This window comes from Anaerostipes sp., from assembly GCF_018381315.1.
Classification (GTDB): Bacteria; Bacillota; Clostridia; order Lachnospirales; family Lachnospiraceae; genus Anaerostipes.
The window spans coordinates 223,202-241,779 of sequence record NZ_JAGZSD010000001.1 but is presented as its reverse complement, the minus strand read 5'-3'; the positions used below and the strand labels follow the sequence as shown (position 1 = coordinate 241,779).

The window sequence follows — 18,578 nt, the reverse complement described above, 5'->3', positions numbered from 1 at the left end:
TGGCTGATCTCTATAAATTATACAATAATCAAAAAATTCCAACAAGCTATTTGTATACGTACACAGATTATCTATTGCTGGACCTGCAGGACAATGATATTATTTTTTTGAGAAGGAGTTATGAATGGAGTGATGAGGATGAAAAATGATGGAACTTTTACTGTTCTTAAAATCCGGTCTGCCTGTGTTTGGATTGTGTTGGTTTTTCTCAGTTTTCTTATAATCTCAAGCACTTTCAAACTAAGGTCAGTCATAATATGTTCTGTTTTTGCATCAATGATCCTGTATTACAGATCAAAATACAGACAGCTTGAAGCTGCTGCCCTGACCGACCCATTGACCGGCGGCATGAATGAGGCTGCATTCCGTCTGGCATATGAAAAACTGGCTGTCCATATGAAAGCCGGCACATATGCCGTTGTATTTATGAATATAAAAGGTTTTAAGCTGATCAACGAAAATTTCGGATCATCTGCCGGGAATGACACTTTAAAGTACGTATCCAGCAAATTAGACGGTTTTATCTGCACCGGCGAAACAGCAGCCAGGGATAACTCAGACTGTTTTTTTCTTTGTCTCAGAGAACACAGCATGGAAGATATTACACGCCGTCTTCAGGAATTGTCTGGAGATATTAATTCTTTTAACAATCATACCGATATTGAATACAAACTGACTATTTTGTACGGTATCTATCTGGTGGATGATCCGGTTTTGGATATCACTATCGTACAGGACCGGGCCAGAAGTGCCTGCCGGCAGCAGATTGGAGCCGGTCCGTGTTATTTCTACCACCCGGACATGGCAAAACAGCAGCGGATGGAATACGAACTGAATACTCTTTTTGAAAGCTCCATTAAAAACCATTATTTTCACATCTATCTCCAGCCCAAGATCCGGCTGTCTGACCGGACACTAAACGGAGCCGAAGCATTGGTCAGATGGTTCCATCCGGAGAAAGGGACGATCTGTCCTGGTGATTTTATACCTCTCTTTGAAGCTAATGATAAAATATGCCGGCTTGATCTTTTTGTATTTGAAGAAGTCTGCATTTACATACAAAACCGTATAAAAACTCAAAAAGAACTGTTTCCTATATCCGTTAATCTGTCCAGAGCACATTTTAAAAATCTGAACTTTTTAAGAAGATTTTCTGAGATTAAAAAAATATATGAAATACCTGACGGGATCATTGAGTTTGAATTGACAGAGTACAGTTTTTTGGACGAACAGCAGCGGGAACTGGTAAAAAGCAGTATCACAGAGATGCGCAGGCTTGGATTTCACTGTGCCCTGGACGATTTCGGCGTCGGATTTTCCGCACTTGCCCTGTTGAAGGACTTTGACGTGGATACCGTAAAATTGGACCGGCAGTTCTTTGCAGACATTACAAATTCCAAAGCTGTAAATCTTATCGCTGGTTTTATCGAAATTGCAAATAAGCTGGGAATCCAGCTTGTGGCTGAAGGAATAGAGACACAGGAACAGATCCGGATCCTTGAAAGTGTCCGCTGTGAAACTGTCCAGGGTTATTATTTTTCAAAACCGCTGTCTGTCCCTGACTTTGAACGTTGGGAGGATACGGTGTGAACTCTGGTCAGTTCCTTCCCTTTACCTTCCTGTTTTATGTAGAAATTTTCTTCTGCTAATATACAAAAACAAAATATATGGAACTGCAATCCATCTGACTGATGTGAATGATCTGTTGATAACTCTGCTCACCATAAATCCATGATTCACCATCAGATCCCTCACCAGCTCATTTAATACGGTAGACAAAACTGGAATTTCTGCGATCAGCATCTCTATTGCCATCTGCCGTCTGGAGACATTGTAACTCATACAAACCAAAAGCAGCAGTCCCAGCATGACACCCAGGATCAGATACATGGCAGGTTCTGCTGTCATAGCTATGGAAATATAGTTTAGCTTCCTTTTGACTAAAAATTCACTTTTCAATAAAGTATAAATACTTCCAAATCCATAACATAAAATCAGAAACACAAACACCCAGCAAATATGGATAATCAGACTTTTTTTCTCCATAGCGCCACTCCTTTCTGATAGAATTGTACTGCTATTCCAACAGTGCAGATTCTTAATTACTTTAAACTAAAAATTCCGGAAACTTCCTTAAAAGTTCCGGAATTTATCTCTTTTCTAATAAAAATCTCCAAGATAGTCATAATGATAAAAATACAGTCCTATGTCTCTCAAGATCCCAAATCCCAAAAACAGGGCCAAACCTGCATACAGCATCCACATACGGAACCGGAAGAAACTTCCTGTTCCCTTGCCGGTCTTTCGGATCAAAGCTCCTATGCCAAGCCATCCTCCAATCAAAACCAGATACATGAAAATGGGGTTGCACTTCAGAGATGTAAGAAAATCCATCTGTATAAAAGCAATGGCTGCCCTGGTGCCTCCGCAGGCAGGACAATAAAGATGCGTGACCATTTTAAAAACACAGGGAAAAACCGGGATCAGCCTCCATATCTTATCCATGGTTTAGATATCTTCATTCCAGTTGTCACTTGTATTTACATCATTAGAATTTGTATCATCTGTGTCGTCCCAGAAGTCATCATCGTCAGTGTTGCTGTCATGAGTATCATAATTGTTGATATAGCTTTCATAATCACCATTTGCAATATTCACAACTACAAAAACAGTGATCATAAGAGAAAGAACAATTCCGCAGATCCCGCAGATCAGACCTGCAACGGCTTTACCATCCTTTTTTCCCATAAACTTTGGTGATATACAAAAAAGTACGATTGCCACAATACCCAGGATAAATGCTACAGGAAAACAGCAGCATGCCAACGCTATAGCTAAAACACCCAGGACAAGGGAAACTGTGGCATAACTGTTTTTCGGAGGTTCTTCCTGTGCACCATATGCCTGTGCACCTGTCTGGTTCTGCTGATAACCATAGTCGGTCTGTCTTTCTTCCTGATAGTAATATCCGCTTTCTCCCACTACAATTGTATCCGGAGAAGCCTTGGTCTCTGTCTGTTCTGCTGCAGATTCAGTCTGAACAGCCTCCTGTTCTTCCTGATTCATATCCTCCTGTACCGGCTCCTTGATTTCTTCCCCCGTATAAGGGTCATATCTCTTTTCTTCCATATATTAAGCTCTCCTTTCATTTAAGTACCTTATCATGCCAGGCCCCAGATCCTGATTCGGCCGGGACATAAAACCGTGTGCCTCATAAAAAGCTTCTCTTCCCTTTGCACACATCAGATCCAGCATCATTTCCGTATCGTCCTCCCGGATACTTTCCACAAAAGCAACCAGATTCTCAATCAATTTGCTTCCGACACCGGCTCTTTGATAATCCGGATGTATCATCAGGTCCTGAATATAGCAGATAACTGCTCCGTCTCCTACGATACGGCCCATGCCGACAATTCTGTCATCTGCATAGGCAGCAACCACATAGAGGCTGTTGTTCAGCGCTTTTACCGCCTGGGTCCTTGAAAGCTTTTTAAAACCGACGGCTTCGCGGAGCCATAGGTAAGTTTCCACTCCGATGTGGTTTGCAACTAGTGTAATCATGTTCATTCCTTCTATCTCTTGTAATTCATTTTGATATTATAACACGAAGCCGTAATTTGTGATATAATTTAAGAAAAAAAGTAAGGAGCAGTTATGGATTTTCAAATACTGGACTTTATCCAAATGCATCTGAGGACTCCGTTCCTGGACAGTTTCTTTACCCGGATCACCCACTTGGGCGATGCAGGGGCTGTCTGGATCCTGATCGCTGTCATTCTTTTATTCACTAAAAAATACCGGAAGGCAGGCCTCGGTATGCTGCTCGTCATGCTGACGGCCAATATCATCGGAGACCAGATCATCAAACCCCTGGTGGGCAGAGCAAGACCTTTTACTCACCGGGATATCGAACTGCTGATTCCTCCGCCCGGACGTTTTTCGTTCCCATCCGGGCATTCCGCATCTTCATTCGGTGCAGCAGTGTTTTTGTACTTATACAACAAAAAACTGGGAATCCCAGCTTTTGTTCTTGCAGCTCTGATCGCTTTCAGCAGGCTGTACCTGTATGTACATTATCCCACCGATGTACTCGGCGGCATCTTACTTGGCACAGTCTGCGCTGTCTTGATTTTCCGTATTTTTCGACGCAATGGATACGTCAATGGAACAGTCTGAAACATGATCCGAGTTAATGGATAAACCATAATCAATGTGCAGAGCCATTTTGTCCTCTGTCTCCTCAAGGTCAATCTTGCTGGTATTGATGCCAAGCAGCAGGCTGCCGAAGGGAGTATCATAATAAGTGAGGTTTTCTTTTCCTCTCTCAAATACCATATGGGAGCTGCTGGCTCCCTTTTTTGTTACTTCCACAATCTTCGGACTGATCTTTAACCGGTTTTTTACAATCTGGGAATCATCGGTCAGCTCATCATACATAATATAGTGCTTTCCGTTTTTCAGATAGTAATTCCCTGTAGTCATCAATTCAATGGGTTCCTCGGAACTCACATCCAGCTGAAGGCCCGAGATATTTATAATTACTTCTTTCTTCATTTGTCTCCTTTAATATTTCTCAATATCGATCGGCTGTACATTTTCCACATGGCATGGGAGCACTCTGTCTGCAAAGGTCAGAAACTGATCCTCCATGTCGCTGACATAGTATTCATATTCTGCGGTATGCCCATTCTCTGCGGCTATTCTGCGGTCTTTTAACAATTCTTTCAGAGACTTTGCCGCCTCGTAGGCAGGATTGATCAAAGTCACCGCATCTCCCACAAAGTTTTTGATAGGATTCTGAAGCAGAGGATAATGAGTACACCCAAGGATCAGAGAATCAATCTCATACTGGTCGAATTCCCTCAGATACCTGGACACCATATCTTCTGTAATCCTGTCATCGATAAGCCCCTCTTCCACAAGAGGCACAAACATAGGGCATGCCTTGGTTACAACTGTGACCTCCGGATTCAGCTCTCTTAAATACCTTCCATACTGCCCGCTCTTTATAGTGGCATTGGTCCCTATAATACCGATATGATGATTCTTTGTGGCTCTGGTAGCCGCAGTGGCTCCGGGTCTTACCATGCCGATCATCGGCACGATATATTCCTTCTGAAGCTCTGACATGGCCAGGGCACTGGCCGTATTGCATGCAACCACTATAGCTTTGACATTCCTGCTCAGCAGAAAGTTTACAATCTGCCTGGAATACCGGATAACCGTATCCTTTGATTTTGTTCCGTAGGGAACTCTCGCTGTGTCTCCAAAATAAATCAGACTCTCATCCGGAAGCTGTCTCATAATCTCCCGGGCAACGGTAAGGCCTCCCACACCTGAATCAAACACTCCGATCGGTGCATTATCATGTGCAGTGCTCATTTTTACTCAAACCTTTCTTCCGCAAGACGGATCAGCTCATCTGCAAGAGCCGGTGTCTCAATCCCCTGGGCTGCCCACAGCATCGGATACATACTGATGGAGGTAAATCCCGGGAGTGTATTGATCTCATTAAATACCACTTCTCCGCTTTCTGCAATAAAGAAATCCACACGGGAAAGTCCATATCCGTCCACAGCCTTAAAAATTTCAGCTGCAGATCTTCGGATCTCTTCTCTCGTCTCCTCAGGCATCGGCGGGTCGATCAGCGTCTTGGATTCCTGATTATTATATTTGGCGTCATAATCATAAAAATCGGCTGCTGCAAGAATCTCCCCTACACCGGAAGCTTTGACTTCCTTTCCGCCGAGAACCGCACACTCTACTTCCCGTCCCACAATCGTCTCTTCCACCAGGATGTTCCGGTCATGCTCTGCAGCCTTTGATAGGGCGGCTGACAATTCTTCTCTATTTTCTGCCTTGGAAACTCCCACAGAAGATCCGGCACGTGAAGGTTTTACAAACATTGGATAGGAAAGCTTTGCCTCCGCCCTGTCAAGGGCATCTTCTATCTGATCCAGGTCACTCCTTCTAATGTGTACAAACTCTGCCTGGCGGATTCCCAGGTCTTCCACTATGATCTTTGTGTAGACCTTATCCATAGATACTGCTGAGGCAAGAACTCCGCAGCCTACATACGGAATCTGCGCCATCTCAAACAGCCCCTGGATCGTTCCGTCTTCTCCGTTTAAACCGTGGAGCACCGGAAAGATCACATCGACCGGCTGAAGCCGGTACGTTCCCTCTGCCAAAAGAATAAGGGACTGATCCTGTGTATCCGGAGAAATAACCGCATTCACTTTGGATTCTCTCCAGCTTCCGTCTTCAATATCTTTCAGTTTATCCACAAGCAGCCAGCGGCCGCCTCTTGTTATCCCCACTAAAATCACATTATATTTATTTTCATCCAGGCTTCGGATAACCGTTGCAGCCGAAACACAGGATACTTCATGTTCTGAGGATCTTCCTCCGAAAATTACAGCGATATTCTTCTTCATATCTGTCTTACATCTCCTTTTAATCATGGTGACATTATAGCATACATTATCGTGCGAAAGCACGCCAGCCCGAAGGGCATAAAATACGGTGTGCCCTGTGGGTATACATTTTAGGGTATAAACTTTTCAAAAATAAATCCATAAAACCTCTTTCGGTATTTTTCAAAATCTTTTTTATCCCGGAATGTCCATCCATAGACAGGAATCCCGGAAATCCTCCGGCACACTCTCAAAGACAGTTCATTCCAGTAAATATACTTATATGCAATGAAATCCGGTCTTGTCGCAAAGTTCGTCAGAAGATTCTTTTCTGCCCAGTAAGCCAGCTGATTGCCTTTATGTTTATCCTTCCTAAAATTCATGGAAAGCTGTCCCCGGATCACTTCCGGACGATTTATCCGAAACCAGAAGAGCGCATACGGATGAAAGGATTCCATACAGTAAAGCCCATGATACTGGTCCAGTGCCCCTGCTGACAGCCTGCACAGCTTCCGGTCACAGTGCTCCATTTTAAGTTCTACCAGGAGAGGCACCTGTCCATGGACCATTTCCAGCACATCCACAAATCTGGGGATGCGCTCTTTTGTCTCCATCAGAGGATATCTTCTCAGCTCCTCATATGTCAGATCCCGGATTTTTTTGTTGACTCCGCATGTTCTCTTAATATCATAATCATGATGGACTACCATCACATCATCTTTGGTAAGCTGTACATCCAGTTCAATACCATATCCGTGATCTACTGCATTTTTAAAAGCTGCCATGGAATTTTCCGGTATGCCGTCAAATCCATGCAGGCCCCGGTGTGCAAAGTACTTTGTTTCCAGCACCGGATGCTTTCTGGTCTTCCCGGGGTAGATCATATACAGGTATAAAAAAATACAAACTGGTATCAATACAATGATCATTGCTGCCCTCTTTTCTCCCTCACGGCCTGCTTAAGTATCTCTCTGCTGTTTTTTTGCGGATCATCCAGAACCAGCTCCAATAGCTCATTGAGCATGTCACCCAATTCTTTTCCGGGTTTCATGCCGAGACGGATCAGGTCCTTTCCGTCAAGAGCCAGATCTTTTATTTGGAGACAGTCCTTTTCCTTTTTAATTTCCTCAAACAGAGCTGCGGTCCGGTCAAGAATCTCCTGCTTTTCCTCCAGCATAAAGCTGCTCTGGGCCAGGATATCTGCCTGCTGGACCTTTAAAAGCTTTTCAAATAAAGGAACTGAAAGTTTGCTGGCCCATCGCCTTACCGTCTTCTTATTCACTTCCTTCAGTGATCCGAACCGGATATCATGCCAGCGGACCAGTGCTTTCACCTGTTTCACTGTCTGATTGTCAAACTTCAGTCTCCTTAAAATTTGTCCGGCCATTTCCTCACCGATAATATGGTGTCCCCGGAACCGGTCTTTATCCGGTCCTTCCACTCTGGCCTCCGGTTTTCCCACATCGTGGAGAAGCATGGTCCATCGCAGGATATGGTCTGACTCCGCATTCTTTAATGCCTCCACTGTGTGGATCCCTACGCTGTAGCGGTGGTGGGGATTATTCTGAGGAGTCTCCATCATCCGGTCAAACTCCGGAAGCACCACACTTGTAACTCCCAGTTCATATGCATGAAGAATTGTTTCCGGATGGCCGGATACAAGAAGTTTGGTAAGCTCCACCTGGATCCGTTCTGCACTGATGTCCTTTAAAAATTTTGCCTGCTCCCTGACTGCCTGCTTTGTCTTATCCTCAATGACAAAACCCAGCTGTGCCTGGAACCGAAGAGCCCTTAATATTCTCAGGGCATCCTCATCAAAACGTTTTGACGCCTCACCTACGCAGCGGATGATATTTTGTTTCAGGTCATCCACTCCGCCGTAATAATCAATCAGCCCGTCTCTGTCATTATATGCCATGGCATTGATCGTAAAATCTCTTCTCAGCAGATCTTCTTTCAAAGATTTTGTAAAGCAGACCTCCTCCGGCCTTCTGTGATCCTTATATTCTCCGTCCACCCGGTAAGTGGTCACTTCAAACGGTTCATGGCCCATCATGACTGTGACAGTGCCGTGGGCAATGCCGGTATCAATGGTATATGAAAAAATCTCCTTTACTTGGTAAGGAGATGCGGATGTGGTAATGTCCCAGTCCATAGGACACTTGCCCAAAATGCAGTCCCGGACCGGGCCGCCTACGACATATGCTTCGTAGCCGGCCTGTTCCAGCTGATTTATAATCTGTTTTGCTTTTTCAGGTATCTCTATTTTAAACATAAATTTCCTTTAATAAGCTTTTCCGAAAAGAACCATCTTCTTGGCAGGTTTGCCGCAATGGACACATACATCACCTAAATGTTCCTGTTCAAACGGCATACAGCGTGTGGTAGCGCCGGTCTCATCCTTAATCGCTTCCTCACATTCTGTCTCTCCGCACCACATGGCTTTTACAAATCCCTGCTGTTTCTCGATGATATCTTTAAATTCATCCCAGCTGCCTGCTTCATGAGTGTTGTCCTTCAAATGCTTCTTGGCACGCTCCAGCATATCGCTCTGCATCTGTTCAAGCACCTCAGCTAACTTTGCTTCGAGTTCATCAAGAGAAACAATGAACTTTTCCCTTGTATCACGGCGCACGATCACTGCCTGGTTTTTTTCAATATCTTTCGGCCCGATCTCGATCCTGGTCGGGATTCCCTGAACTTCCTGTTCACTGAACTTCCATCCCGGGCTCTTATCGGAATCATCTACTTTTACTTTATAATTTTTAGAAAGAAGCTGCCTGATTTCTTCTGCTTTCTCAAGAACACCTTCTTTTTTCTGCATAATCGGCACGATCATTGTCTGTACCGGTGCAATTTTCGGAGGAAGTACAAGTCCTGAATCATCTCCGTGGACCATGATGATAGCTCCGATAATACGGGTAGACATTCCCCATGAGGTCTGGTGCACATACTGCAGCTTATTGTTCTTATCTGTATACTGGATGTCAAATGCTTTGGCAAATCCGTCTCCAAAGTTATGGCTGGTACCGGACTGGAGAGCTTTTCCGTCATGCATCAGCGCTTCGATTGTGTAGGTAGCATTGGCACCCGCAAATTTTTCTTTCTCTGTCTTCTGTCCTTTTACAACCGGAATTGCTAAATACTGTTCACAGAAATCTGCATACATATTTAACATCTGAACAGTGCGCTCTTCTGCCTCATCAGCTGTAGCATGGGCTGTATGCCCTTCCTGCCAGTAAAATTCTGAGGTTCTGAGGAATGGCCTGGTGCTCTTTTCCCAACGCACTACGGATACCCACTGATTATATAATTTCGGCAGGTCCCTGTAGGACTGAATAATATTAGAATAGAAGTCACAGAATAAAGTCTCCGAAGTAGGACGGACACAGAGACGCTCTTCCAGTTTCTTATTCCCGCCATGGGTTACCCACGCCACTTCCGGCGCAAAGCCTTCCACATGGTCCTTTTCTCTCTCCAAAAGACTTTCCGGAATAAACATCGGCATAGCCACATTTTCCACTCCGGTTTCTTTAAATTTGGCATCCATAACCTTCTGGATATTCTCCCAGATGGCATATCCGTTGGGACGCAGGATCATACATCCCTTCACGCTGGAATATTCAATTAATTCTGCTTTTTTAACTACATCGGTATACCACTGTGCGAAATCTTCATCCATTGCTGTGATGGCTTCCACCAGCTTCTTTTCTTTTGCCATGTGATTTATCTCCTTTTATATCTTAATTTATTAAAATACTTTCTAATTTTCATACTTTCTCCTGCCTAATATCCTTTTCCGCCTTCATACGTATTTTTTCTTTTCCTGCTGCTTTAATTCCATATAAAATATGACGAAAGATATCTGGATCCATGGTGCAACAATTAAAATCCCCAGTCCGCAGAGCAGCAGACCCACTAATATCCAAGGAAGAAAAGAAAAACTAAGTAAGATCAGTCTTAAATAATTACCTTTCATCATCCTGATTCCCCGGGATACTGACAGACCACATTTCTGTTCTTCACCATCTAAAAGCAAATATAACGCAGGAAAATAACGCAGCTCTACAACAGTATACGCTAATAAATAGGCAATTAAGTACATGTAAGAATTATCCAGCTGAAACATCTCACACAAAAAATTTCCAATAATAGAAAACAGTGCAATGTACACTTTTATTATCAAAATTTTTCTCAAAAGCAGCCATAAGATTTCTTTTCTATTATGTTTAAATCCATAAAAGATATGGTCCACTTCTGCTTTCATGCCTATGGTCACCATTACGCAAGAGAAGGTATTTCCTGTCCAAAACAAAGACACCAGTATGTATGCTAAAATATCTATCAGTAATAAAAACGGCAGAAATGGAAATAGTGTCACCAGTCCTTCTCCCCATCTCTGAATCCCCAAACTAATTATTATGATGATTACTTCCATCAGTATTAAAGTATTCAGACTTTCCTTAGCTCTTTCTTTTGCTAAGCCCCGTATATCCTTAAACTTCATTCTCTCTCTCATTACACTTCCACTTCAAATCTGCTCCTCTAGCTTCTTATCTTTGCAGATCAGATCCATATAGAATAATGCATTTGCCACATTATTCCATGGTAACACAAATAAAAAGCCAATTCCACATGTAAGCACTGATAACAGAATAAAAGGCAGAAAAAATAATTGAAGGCCGATCAGCCTGATATAATTGCCCTCCATCATTCGCGCACTTCTTTTCAACGCCCATTTAGATGTAACTTCTTCACCATCAATCAAAAGATAAATTGAGAGAAAATAACGGAATCGAAAAAACATCCATATGCATGCAGCCAATACATACGTGACAACCAATGCGGCAGTAAATGTGTATGCATAGAAAAAAAGTCCTGAAATCCAGCGCAGGCCTATTATAATAACGGCAGCAAACATCAATACAATTTTTAGATTGACCGCTGTGTAAGTCAGCGCATCATACCAAAATACAAAAAACATATCTTGCACTTTGACTTCTTCACCGACGGCCGCTTTCATAAAACCATAGGCAGCCCCGCCTGTCAGCAGCAGTTTCAATAAATTAAGAGTAAAACTTATCAGCAATTTCAATGATTGCATTCTAACTCTTCTGCTCAAAGCATATTCCAGTATAGTCAATGCCAAAAAAACGAATATGATAACCAGCTGAAACAGTGCTAATCGTTTCCAATCTTCCTTAACCCGTCTGCCGGCGGTATCAATTATCTCTCTGATTTTCATACAAAATCTTATCCCATACTATCTTCCGCTTTCGCACCTGTTTTTACCTTTTCCCGTTCAATCAGATCCTTGTAAAATACTGCCATGGAAACCTGCACCCATGGGCCCACTACAAACAGTCCGATTCCAAGTGTAAGGACACCAAGAAGCATCCACGGAATAAAAGAAAGGTACAGGGAGATCAGTCTTGTATAATTATTTTTCATCAAGTCTGTGCCCTGCCACACTGCCTTCTTTGCTTCCTTCTCTTCACCTTCCATCAACAAATATATTGCAGGGAAATAACGAAGTTCGACTATGATCACTGACAATATACCGGAGATAAGAAGTGCGATACTGCTGTCAGCATCAATGGCTGAAGTGAATATTCCGATGAAGAAGCCAAATATTGCTGCATACACCTGAATCATAATACATTTTCTGAGGATTACCCATAAAACTGCTCTCGCCTTTTTTCGGAATGCATAAAAAGCATCCTCTATTCCTGGCTTCATACCCATGGAACTCATGTAACATGCATAAGTACTGCCCGCAAAAAAAACATACATTATAAACATTTCTAAAATCTGTATCAAAAATGTCAATATCCAGGAACCAGTCAGTCTTTGGAATGCATTAGCCCACACTGTAATTCCCATGGTGATAAGCACAATAATGATCTGAATCAGTATTAGAACCTTCAGATTTACTTTTAATTTTTCTTTGGCAAATGCTTTTATATCCTTTGCCCTCATTCTCTCTCTCATAATCTCTCTCCTCGTTTTCTACCACTCATAATGATGCAGCTGGCCTTCTCTCTGAAAATGATCGAACCCCTGCTGCCTCAGCACCTCATAGGCGACAACAGCCACAGAGTTGGACAGATTCAGGGAACGGATCGCAGGAAGCATCGGAATCCTGACTGCGGTATCTTTATAATCCAGCAGGATTTCTTCCGGAATCCCGGCGCTCTCTTTTCCAAACATCAGATAGACGTCCTGGTCTGCCCCCTCATAAGCGACATCCGCATAAGTCTGTCTGGACTTTGTAGTTGCCATATAAATTTTCGGATATCCATTTTTCTCAAGGAAATCCTCAAAATTTACATAAGTCCTCACATCCAAATGCTCCCAGTAGTCCAATCCTGCCCGTTTGATCATCTTTTCATTCAGTTTAAATCCAAGCGGCTCGATCAGATGCAGGACTGCCCCGCAGGCAACGCATGTCCTTCCGATATTTCCAGTGTTGGCCGGCATCTCCGGCTCATGCAGAACAATATGCAGCATGATTATCTCCTTAGTTTCTCAATAAATGTACCAAGCCTGCTCAGGGCTTCCTTCAGCTCATCGATAGAATATGCATAGGATACCCTTAAATATCCTTCCCCGCACGCTCCGAATGCAGTGCCGGGCACGATGGCTACTTTCTGTTCCTTTAACAGCTCTTCAGCAAACTTCTCTGAACTCATTCCAAATTCCTTGATCGACGGAAATGCATAAAACGCACCCTCCGGCTCAAAGCACTCCAGTCCCAGTTCTTTGAAACGGTGCAGCAAATACCGCCTTCTCTGGTTATAGGAATTCTTCATTTCCTCTACCTCATCATCACAGGCACGCAGGGCTTCCACCGCGGCATACTGGCTGGTAGTCGGCGCCGCCATGATACCATACTGATGTATTTTCACCATCTGCTCCATAATGATTTCCGGAGCCGCCGCATAACCAAGTCTCCATCCGGTCATGGCAAACGCCTTTGAAAATCCGTTGATCACAATGGTCCGCTCCTTCATATCGGGAAGTGCACCGATACTGACATGCTTATGGCCATAAGTAAGCTCAGAATAAATCTCATCAGAGATTACCAGCAGATCGTGTTCCTTTGCAAAATCCGCAATCGGTTCCAGATCCTTTTTGGTCATAATTGCCCCTGTCGGGTTATTCGGAAATGACATGATGATGGCTTTTGTTTTATCCGTAACTGCAGCTTCCAGCTGTTCCCTTGTGAGCTTAAATTTATGTTCTTCCTTCAGCTCCACAGTAACGGGCACCCCGTCCGCCATAATAACGCACGGTACATAGCAGACAAAGGACGGCTGGGGTACGATAACCTCATCTCCCGGATTGATGATGGCTCTAAGCGCCACATCGATCCCCTCACTTCCGCCTACAGACACAAGAATCTCGTCGTTTGTATAATGCATATGGTATTTTCTTTTTAAATATCTGCAGATCTCATCCCGCAGCTCTTTCAGTCCCGCATTGGACGTATAGAAGGTTCTGCCCTTCTCCAGAGAATAGATGCCCTCTTCCCTGATCCTCCAGGGAGTATCAAAATCCGGCTCTCCCACACCCAGGGAAATCGCTTCCGGCATCTCGCTCACGATATCGAAAAACTTCCGTATGCCGGATGGTTCCAGCATAACGGCCTTTTTTGACAGCATATCTTTCATTATGGAGTCACCGCCTGTCTCTTATCTACTTTTTTTGCCTCTAATACAGTTCCGTGGTCCTTATACTTCTTAAGCACAAAATGAGTAGCTGTGCTTAACACTGCTTCCAGCGGAGCAAGCTTGGATGAAGTAAACATAGAAATCTCTTTCATTGTCTTTCCTTCCAGCATAACCATAAAATCATAGGCTCCGGACATAAGGTACAGCGCCTTAACCTCAGGGAAATTGTAGATGCGCTCAGCAATCTTATCAAAGCCCTCTCCCCTCTGAGGTGTAACCTTGACTTCGATCATCGCTGTCAGCTGTTCTCTGCTCGTATGATCCCAGTTGATGAGTGTGTGATATCCGCAGATAATGTGTTCTTTTTCCATCTCAGCCACTTCATTTGCAATCTCAGCTTCTGTGGAATCCAGGAGAACAGCCAGTTCTTTCAGATCCAGACGGCTGTTCTTTTCTAATAATTTTAAAATCGACTCTCTCAGCTCTTGATTCATGATCTTTCTCCAATCTTATACAATTCGTCTTGTTTCGGAGCTTCCAGGCTTGCCGCTTTGCCTTCCCTGTAAATGATCTTGTCCTTAGAATCTGTGGTGCGGCCAATGACTGAAGCTTTGATGCCTTCCTGTTCCAATGCCCTCACAAGGGCATTTCCATGGTCTGTTGTGATCAGCATGGAACCGCTGGAGATCAGCTGGTATGGGTTCAAGTTAAAAAACTCACATAATTCCACTGTATGCTGTTTGACCGGAATGTCCTCAATCGAAACTTCCAGCCCCACACCGGAGGCCTGGGCTACTTCCCAGAGCGCCCCGTAAATGCCTCCCTCTGTAATGTCATGCATTGCAGAAGCATAGGTTCCCGCAATCTTTCCTTCCGGAACAACAGAGATATATTCAAGACAGGCCTTTGCCTCGTCAAGAAAATCTTCGGAAAAGCGTTCTTTCAGCAGATCTTCCTGTTCACTGGCTATGATCCCGGTACCCTCCAGCCCGATATATTTTGTCACAACAATATCCTGTCCTGGCCTGGCCCCTTTTGTGGATAAAAGCCGGTCTTCCTTAACCTTCCCAACGCCGGTAACCGAAATCAGGGGCTTTCTGACCGCATCCGTCACCTCTGTGTGTCCTCCGATAACTGCAATGCCCAGCTTTACGCACTCTTCCTGCATCTCTGCGGCCAGCTGTTTTAATTCCTTTTCTTTTGTCTCCGGCGGAAGCAGGACTGTCAGCATCAGGCCGACCGGTTCTGCACCGGAGGAAACCAGGTCATTGGCGGTAACATGCACCGCCAGCCGCCCTGCTTCTTTGTCTGCGCCTGTAATCGGGTCAGTGGAAAGCACAAACACTTCCCCCTCCCCAAGCTTTAACGCTGCACAGTCTTCTCCGATCCCCGGACCGATTAAAACCTCATCCCGCTTTGTGCCCAGCTGTTCCAATATAACTTTTTTTAAAGTGGATTCTGGAATTTTACCTATCTTCATGATTTTACCCTAATTAATTTTCTTTGGATTTTTTGGTGCCCTCGGTGCTCTTCTTTTCAGTTGCTTTCTTCTTTTCTGTCGTCTTTTTCTTCTCTGTCGTCTTTTCCGCAGATTTCTCTGTGGACTTTTTATCTTTTTCTTTCTTGTCTTTCTCTTTTTTCTTGTCTTTCTCTTTCTTCTTTGTTCCAACCCTTACGGTATTCGGAGTTGCCATGTAGCTGGACGTATTAAACAAAATCTTCTGTGTTTTCTTGCCCTTTTCTTTTACAATCTTCCAGAGTCTTGCTTCATATCCTGTATGACCGACCTGCTCTACCACACGTTTTCCTTCTTCCAGTGTGGGATCCTTGATGACTTTCTCCCCGGAACTGTTTCTGACAGAAGTTGTCTCAGAGACAAACTCCACGTGACGGTCCGGATTTGTTTTCTGTCCATAGACGCTGAATGTGATATTGGAGCCATCGGCAATTCCTTCTATATAAATAGGAAAGTCAAACTGGTTCTGAAACTTTAAGTCCTTATAAGTTCCTGCGATGGCCGCATCAGCGGATCTCGGCACATAGGATACCGTCATGGAGTGCGGATGCCGCTCTTTGATCTTAAGTTCTGCCCTGATCACTGCATTATACAGTGTTGTGGAAACCTGACAGATACCGCCCCCGTAGGTTTGGACAGTCTGGCCATTTTCATAGGAGCCTGCCAGGTAATATCCATTTTCACTTGTAAACGGAGAAACCGCTTTATATACTGAAAATGTCTCACCCGGGTAGACCACACTTCCGTTGATCATCTTGGCACCGTTTGCAACGTTGCCTTTTCTCCCCGGTGCAGAAGAACCGTAATAAGTTGTCTTGGTGCCCAGCTTATCCTTGATTTTAGCCATATCTTCGCTGGTATACTCTGCTTTTTTCCTTGTGACCTTTAGCGGCACCTTAAAGCTCTCTGCCTCAACCTGCTTCTTATATGCCTGGAATGTGCTTTTTTTGTTCAGCGCATATCCGGTTTTCTCTTTAATAATGACAAACTTGCCGTTTTTCCTTTTTAAAGATGCATTTTTAGGCTCTGATACGATCTTTTTCGCAGCAGCCTCAAGTTTCTTGTCAAATGTCTCCTGATCGTAGCTGCGTTCAATCTTTACCTCAACCTGATCCTTTTTCACCTGGGAATAACGGTTGATAATACTGCCTGATCTTCCCACGCTGTAGGCATCCCTGACTGTTTTCTCCACATCCCATGAAACGCCGGTCTCAGAAAGCTTGATTACCGCTTTCTTATCATCCACATAAAATGTAATATCCTTTGCTTTTTCTTTGTCTATATAATTTTCAATCTCTTTTTTTGCTTCTTCTTTTGTCATCCCTCCAAGGGACTTACCTTCAAATACTACCCCCTGGACAATCTTATTGTCCCTGGTAGCTCCTTTTACTGTCTGGCTGATATAAACAAATACGCCAATACAGATCACTGCTAAAACTCCGGCAGCGATACCGATCTTGATTTTTTTAGACATGCCTATCCTTCCTAAGTTGTTTCTGTGTACAAATGTTGTCCGTTTTACACCAGTAAATAACCGGCAACGGTTGTGCCGACCATTATGACCGCTAAAAGGACCGCAATAATTCCGGCAATCATTCTCTTCTTTTTCATCGCATCACCCCATATTTTGAAATAATCTCATCTATAGTTCTGGAAGCTTCACTCATTGTAAGTCCGTCAATGCTGCCGTTATCCTCTATTTTATGATATTTCCGCAGTTCATTCAAGTATCGTTTTTGCTTTGCAGAGATCATCTGGGCCTTTTTGGGACGGTACATAAGCGGCTCCGGTTCAAAGACCTTCTGTTCCGGCCCGAATTCCCTCTTCATAGATTCAAACACAACTGCTGTGGCCAGTGCATCATCATAAGCCCTGTGGGCCGCCTGATTGACATAATGATAATGCTCACAAAGACTCCCCAGCTTCTTGCTCTCGAGCTGCCGAAGCAGCTGCCGTGCGGCCTTCAGAGTATCCACACCTTCCTTTTCAAAAGAATAGGAAAACTTTTTGGCCGCTGTCTTCATAAAGCGGTAGTCAAACATCAGATTATGCCCCAGCACCGGGAACCCCTCACTGAAGGAGAGAAATCCTTCCACACCGTCCCTAAGCGGAAGACCCCCATCCAGCATTTCCCTGGAGATCCCGGTCAGCTTGATAATAAATTCTGATACCTCCCTTTCGGGATAAATAATACAATTATACTTTCCGGCGATCCTGCCGTTTTTGATCTTGACAGCTCCGATCTCAATTACCTGGTCATCATCTACAGAAAGTCCTGTGGTCTCCAGATCAAACGCAACATATTCCTTCATAGGCTACACCTCGCAGGATGGGCAGACCGTCTGCAGAGTACATTCCCCGCATTTCGGCCGTCTGGCAATACAGACATTCCTCCCATGGGTGATGATCTGGATATTGTAAAGGATCCACTGTTCTTTTGGCAGAACCTTCATCAGGTCATGTTCGATCTTAACCGGATCGTCATTTTTTGTCAGATATAGTTTCTTAGAAATCCTTTTTACATGGGTATCTACCACAATACTGGGCTCATGAAAAATATTGCCCCGTATTACATTGGCCGTTTTTCTTCCCACTCCGTCCAGAGCAGTCAGTTCTTCAATACTTTCCGGCACTTCCCCTCCGTGCCGCTCAAGAATCTGGCCTGCAGCCCCGATAATGTTCTTTGCTTTATTTTTATAAAATCCAGTGGAATAAATATCTCTCTCCAGTTCTTTAATATCTGCTTCTGCAAATGCACTGAGGCTTGTATACTTTTTAAACAGCTTCTCTGTAACAATATTCACTCTGGCATCCGTACACTGTGCGCTGAGCATTGTTGCAATCAGAAGCTGCCACGCATTTTCATGATTTAAATAACACTTATATTCTGTAGTATAAGTTTCATTTAAAATATCGCAGATCTTTCTTACACGTTCTTTTGTTACTCTTTTGGATACTTTCGCCATAGGTTCT

General features: G+C 43.8%; 22 protein-coding genes. 2 read left to right on the top strand and 20 right to left on the bottom strand.

Translation table 11 applies throughout. The features are described from left to right. Positions 1-120: 120 nt before the first annotated feature. Positions 121-1,590, top strand: a complete 1,470-nt coding sequence (locus KH180_RS01245; RefSeq protein ID WP_290755611.1) for a GGDEF domain-containing phosphodiesterase — start codon at positions 121-123, stop codon at positions 1,588-1,590. A 21-nt stretch (positions 1,591-1,611) separates the two neighbouring features. On the opposite strand, the gene KH180_RS01240 is transcribed toward KH180_RS01245, so the two are convergent. From KH180_RS01240 to KH180_RS01225, 4 genes are all read right to left on the bottom strand, one after another. Beyond that, the gene (locus KH180_RS01240) at positions 1,612-2,046 is read right to left on the bottom strand and encodes a hypothetical protein (RefSeq protein WP_290755609.1); all 435 of its coding nucleotides are present in this window, start codon (positions 2,044-2,046) and stop codon (positions 1,612-1,614) included. Positions 2,047-2,160: 114 nt separating this feature from the next. Further along, a complete protein-coding gene (locus KH180_RS01235; RefSeq protein ID WP_290755607.1) occupies positions 2,161-2,505 on the bottom strand; it encodes a DUF2752 domain-containing protein in 345 nt (114 codons plus the stop codon). 3 nt (positions 2,506-2,508) lie between these two features. Next, positions 2,509-3,129, bottom strand: coding sequence for a DUF4190 domain-containing protein (locus tag KH180_RS01230; RefSeq protein ID WP_290755605.1), 621 nt, complete (start codon positions 3,127-3,129; stop codon positions 2,509-2,511). A 3-nt stretch (positions 3,130-3,132) separates the two neighbouring features. Then, positions 3,133-3,561: a GNAT family N-acetyltransferase gene (locus tag KH180_RS01225; protein WP_330624246.1), complete on the bottom strand. Its 429-nt coding sequence runs from the start codon at positions 3,559-3,561 to the stop codon at positions 3,133-3,135. A gap of 93 nt (positions 3,562-3,654) precedes the next feature. Between KH180_RS01225 and KH180_RS01220 the strand changes: the two genes are divergently transcribed. Continuing rightward, positions 3,655-4,176 (top strand): phosphatase PAP2 family protein, encoded by a 522-nt coding sequence (locus KH180_RS01220; RefSeq protein WP_290755601.1) that lies wholly within the window; start codon positions 3,655-3,657, stop codon positions 4,174-4,176. Here the strand turns inward: KH180_RS01220 and KH180_RS01215 are convergent. From KH180_RS01215 to nth, 16 genes are all read right to left on the bottom strand, one after another. Continuing rightward, the gene (locus KH180_RS01215; RefSeq protein WP_290755599.1) at positions 4,102-4,554 is read right to left on the bottom strand and encodes a DUF1934 domain-containing protein; all 453 of its coding nucleotides are present in this window, start codon (positions 4,552-4,554) and stop codon (positions 4,102-4,104) included. The two genes, KH180_RS01220 and KH180_RS01215, sit on opposite strands and share 75 nt — an antisense overlap. A 9-nt stretch (positions 4,555-4,563) precedes the next feature. Then, on the bottom strand, positions 4,564-5,382 hold the full coding sequence (gene murI / locus KH180_RS01210; protein ID WP_290755598.1) for a glutamate racemase: 819 nt from the start codon (positions 5,380-5,382) through the stop codon (positions 4,564-4,566). Between the two features lie 2 nt (positions 5,383-5,384). Continuing rightward, positions 5,385-6,437 (bottom strand): D-alanine--D-alanine ligase family protein, encoded by a 1,053-nt coding sequence (locus KH180_RS01205; protein WP_290755596.1) that lies wholly within the window; start codon positions 6,435-6,437, stop codon positions 5,385-5,387. 110 nt (positions 6,438-6,547) lie between these two features. After that, a complete protein-coding gene (locus KH180_RS01200) occupies positions 6,548-7,345 on the bottom strand; it encodes a glycerophosphodiester phosphodiesterase family protein (protein WP_290755594.1) in 798 nt (265 codons plus the stop codon). After that, positions 7,342-8,691, bottom strand: a complete 1,350-nt coding sequence (locus KH180_RS01195; protein WP_290755593.1) for a CCA tRNA nucleotidyltransferase — start codon at positions 8,689-8,691, stop codon at positions 7,342-7,344. Before KH180_RS01195 ends, KH180_RS01200 begins: the two co-directional genes overlap by 4 nt. A 9-nt stretch (positions 8,692-8,700) precedes the next feature. Beyond that, complete coding sequence (gene proS, locus KH180_RS01190) at positions 8,701-10,137, bottom strand: proline--tRNA ligase (RefSeq protein WP_290755591.1); 1,437 nt, start codon at positions 10,135-10,137, stop codon at positions 8,701-8,703. Between the two features lie 84 nt (positions 10,138-10,221). After that, complete coding sequence (locus tag KH180_RS01185; RefSeq protein WP_290755589.1) at positions 10,222-10,935, bottom strand: DUF975 family protein; 714 nt, start codon at positions 10,933-10,935, stop codon at positions 10,222-10,224. 12 nt (positions 10,936-10,947) lie between these two features. After that, the gene (locus KH180_RS01180; protein ID WP_290755587.1) at positions 10,948-11,661 is read right to left on the bottom strand and encodes a DUF975 family protein; all 714 of its coding nucleotides are present in this window, start codon (positions 11,659-11,661) and stop codon (positions 10,948-10,950) included. An 8-nt stretch (positions 11,662-11,669) separates the two neighbouring features. Beyond that, on the bottom strand, positions 11,670-12,407 hold the full coding sequence (locus KH180_RS01175; RefSeq protein WP_290755585.1) for a DUF975 family protein: 738 nt from the start codon (positions 12,405-12,407) through the stop codon (positions 11,670-11,672). Between the two features lie 18 nt (positions 12,408-12,425). Further along, the gene (locus tag KH180_RS01170) at positions 12,426-12,926 is read right to left on the bottom strand and encodes a tRNA (cytidine(34)-2'-O)-methyltransferase (RefSeq protein WP_290755583.1); all 501 of its coding nucleotides are present in this window, start codon (positions 12,924-12,926) and stop codon (positions 12,426-12,428) included. 2 nt (positions 12,927-12,928) lie between these two features. Beyond that, a complete protein-coding gene (locus tag KH180_RS01165; protein ID WP_290755581.1) occupies positions 12,929-14,089 on the bottom strand; it encodes an aminotransferase class I/II-fold pyridoxal phosphate-dependent enzyme in 1,161 nt (386 codons plus the stop codon). Next, entirely contained in the window at positions 14,089-14,571 is a 483-nt protein-coding gene (locus KH180_RS01160) for an Lrp/AsnC family transcriptional regulator (RefSeq protein ID WP_175403692.1), read from the bottom strand. The genes KH180_RS01165 and KH180_RS01160 overlap by 1 nt, the downstream gene beginning before the upstream one ends. An 8-nt stretch (positions 14,572-14,579) precedes the next feature. Further along, positions 14,580-15,569, bottom strand: a complete 990-nt coding sequence (locus KH180_RS01155) for an AIR synthase family protein (protein ID WP_290755580.1) — start codon at positions 15,567-15,569, stop codon at positions 14,580-14,582. Positions 15,570-15,582: 13 nt separating this feature from the next. Next, positions 15,583-17,079, bottom strand: coding sequence for a VanW family protein (locus tag KH180_RS01150; RefSeq protein WP_290755579.1), 1,497 nt, complete (start codon positions 17,077-17,079; stop codon positions 15,583-15,585). A 133-nt stretch (positions 17,080-17,212) separates the two neighbouring features. Next, positions 17,213-17,917, bottom strand: coding sequence for a 3'-5' exonuclease (locus KH180_RS01145; protein ID WP_290755577.1), 705 nt, complete (start codon positions 17,915-17,917; stop codon positions 17,213-17,215). A gap of 3 nt (positions 17,918-17,920) precedes the next feature. Next, entirely contained in the window at positions 17,921-18,571 is a 651-nt protein-coding gene (gene nth / locus KH180_RS01140; protein ID WP_290755575.1) for an endonuclease III, read from the bottom strand. Positions 18,572-18,578: the final 7 nt, after the last annotated feature.

What these genes read in the sequence shown, in the direction of transcription:
- KH180_RS01245 (WP_290755611.1), top strand. Translation starts at nt 121, where the DNA reads ATGAATGGAGTGATGAGGATGAAAAATGATGGAACTTTTACTGTTCTT.
- KH180_RS01240 (WP_290755609.1), bottom strand. Translation starts at nt 2,046, where the DNA reads ATGGAGAAAAAAAGTCTGATTATCCATATTTGCTGGGTGTTTGTGTTT.
- KH180_RS01235 (WP_290755607.1), bottom strand. Translation starts at nt 2,505, where the DNA reads ATGGATAAGATATGGAGGCTGATCCCGGTTTTTCCCTGTGTTTTTAAA.
- KH180_RS01230 (WP_290755605.1), bottom strand. Translation starts at nt 3,129, where the DNA reads ATGGAAGAAAAGAGATATGACCCTTATACGGGGGAAGAAATCAAGGAG.
- KH180_RS01225 (WP_330624246.1), bottom strand. Translation starts at nt 3,561, where the DNA reads ATGATTACACTAGTTGCAAACCACATCGGAGTGGAAACTTACCTATGG.
- KH180_RS01220 (WP_290755601.1), top strand. Translation starts at nt 3,655, where the DNA reads ATGGATTTTCAAATACTGGACTTTATCCAAATGCATCTGAGGACTCCG.
- KH180_RS01215 (WP_290755599.1), bottom strand. Translation starts at nt 4,554, where the DNA reads ATGAAGAAAGAAGTAATTATAAATATCTCGGGCCTTCAGCTGGATGTG.
- murI (WP_290755598.1), bottom strand. Translation starts at nt 5,382, where the DNA reads ATGAGCACTGCACATGATAATGCACCGATCGGAGTGTTTGATTCAGGT.
- KH180_RS01205 (WP_290755596.1), bottom strand. Translation starts at nt 6,437, where the DNA reads ATGAAGAAGAATATCGCTGTAATTTTCGGAGGAAGATCCTCAGAACAT.
- KH180_RS01200 (WP_290755594.1), bottom strand. Translation starts at nt 7,345, where the DNA reads ATGATCATTGTATTGATACCAGTTTGTATTTTTTTATACCTGTATATG.
- KH180_RS01195 (WP_290755593.1), bottom strand. Translation starts at nt 8,691, where the DNA reads ATGTTTAAAATAGAGATACCTGAAAAAGCAAAACAGATTATAAATCAG.
- proS (WP_290755591.1), bottom strand. Translation starts at nt 10,137, where the DNA reads ATGGCAAAAGAAAAGAAGCTGGTGGAAGCCATCACAGCAATGGATGAA.
- KH180_RS01185 (WP_290755589.1), bottom strand. Translation starts at nt 10,935, where the DNA reads ATGAGAGAGAGAATGAAGTTTAAGGATATACGGGGCTTAGCAAAAGAA.
- KH180_RS01180 (WP_290755587.1), bottom strand. Translation starts at nt 11,661, where the DNA reads ATGAAAATCAGAGAGATAATTGATACCGCCGGCAGACGGGTTAAGGAA.
- KH180_RS01175 (WP_290755585.1), bottom strand. Translation starts at nt 12,407, where the DNA reads ATGAGAGAGAGAATGAGGGCAAAGGATATAAAAGCATTTGCCAAAGAA.
- KH180_RS01170 (WP_290755583.1), bottom strand. Translation starts at nt 12,926, where the DNA reads ATGCTGCATATTGTTCTGCATGAGCCGGAGATGCCGGCCAACACTGGA.
- KH180_RS01165 (WP_290755581.1), bottom strand. Translation starts at nt 14,089, where the DNA reads ATGAAAGATATGCTGTCAAAAAAGGCCGTTATGCTGGAACCATCCGGC.
- KH180_RS01155 (WP_290755580.1), bottom strand. Translation starts at nt 15,569, where the DNA reads ATGAAGATAGGTAAAATTCCAGAATCCACTTTAAAAAAAGTTATATTG.
- KH180_RS01150 (WP_290755579.1), bottom strand. Translation starts at nt 17,079, where the DNA reads ATGTCTAAAAAAATCAAGATCGGTATCGCTGCCGGAGTTTTAGCAGTG.
- KH180_RS01145 (WP_290755577.1), bottom strand. Translation starts at nt 17,917, where the DNA reads ATGAAGGAATATGTTGCGTTTGATCTGGAGACCACAGGACTTTCTGTA.
- nth (WP_290755575.1), bottom strand. Translation starts at nt 18,571, where the DNA reads ATGGCGAAAGTATCCAAAAGAGTAACAAAAGAACGTGTAAGAAAGATC.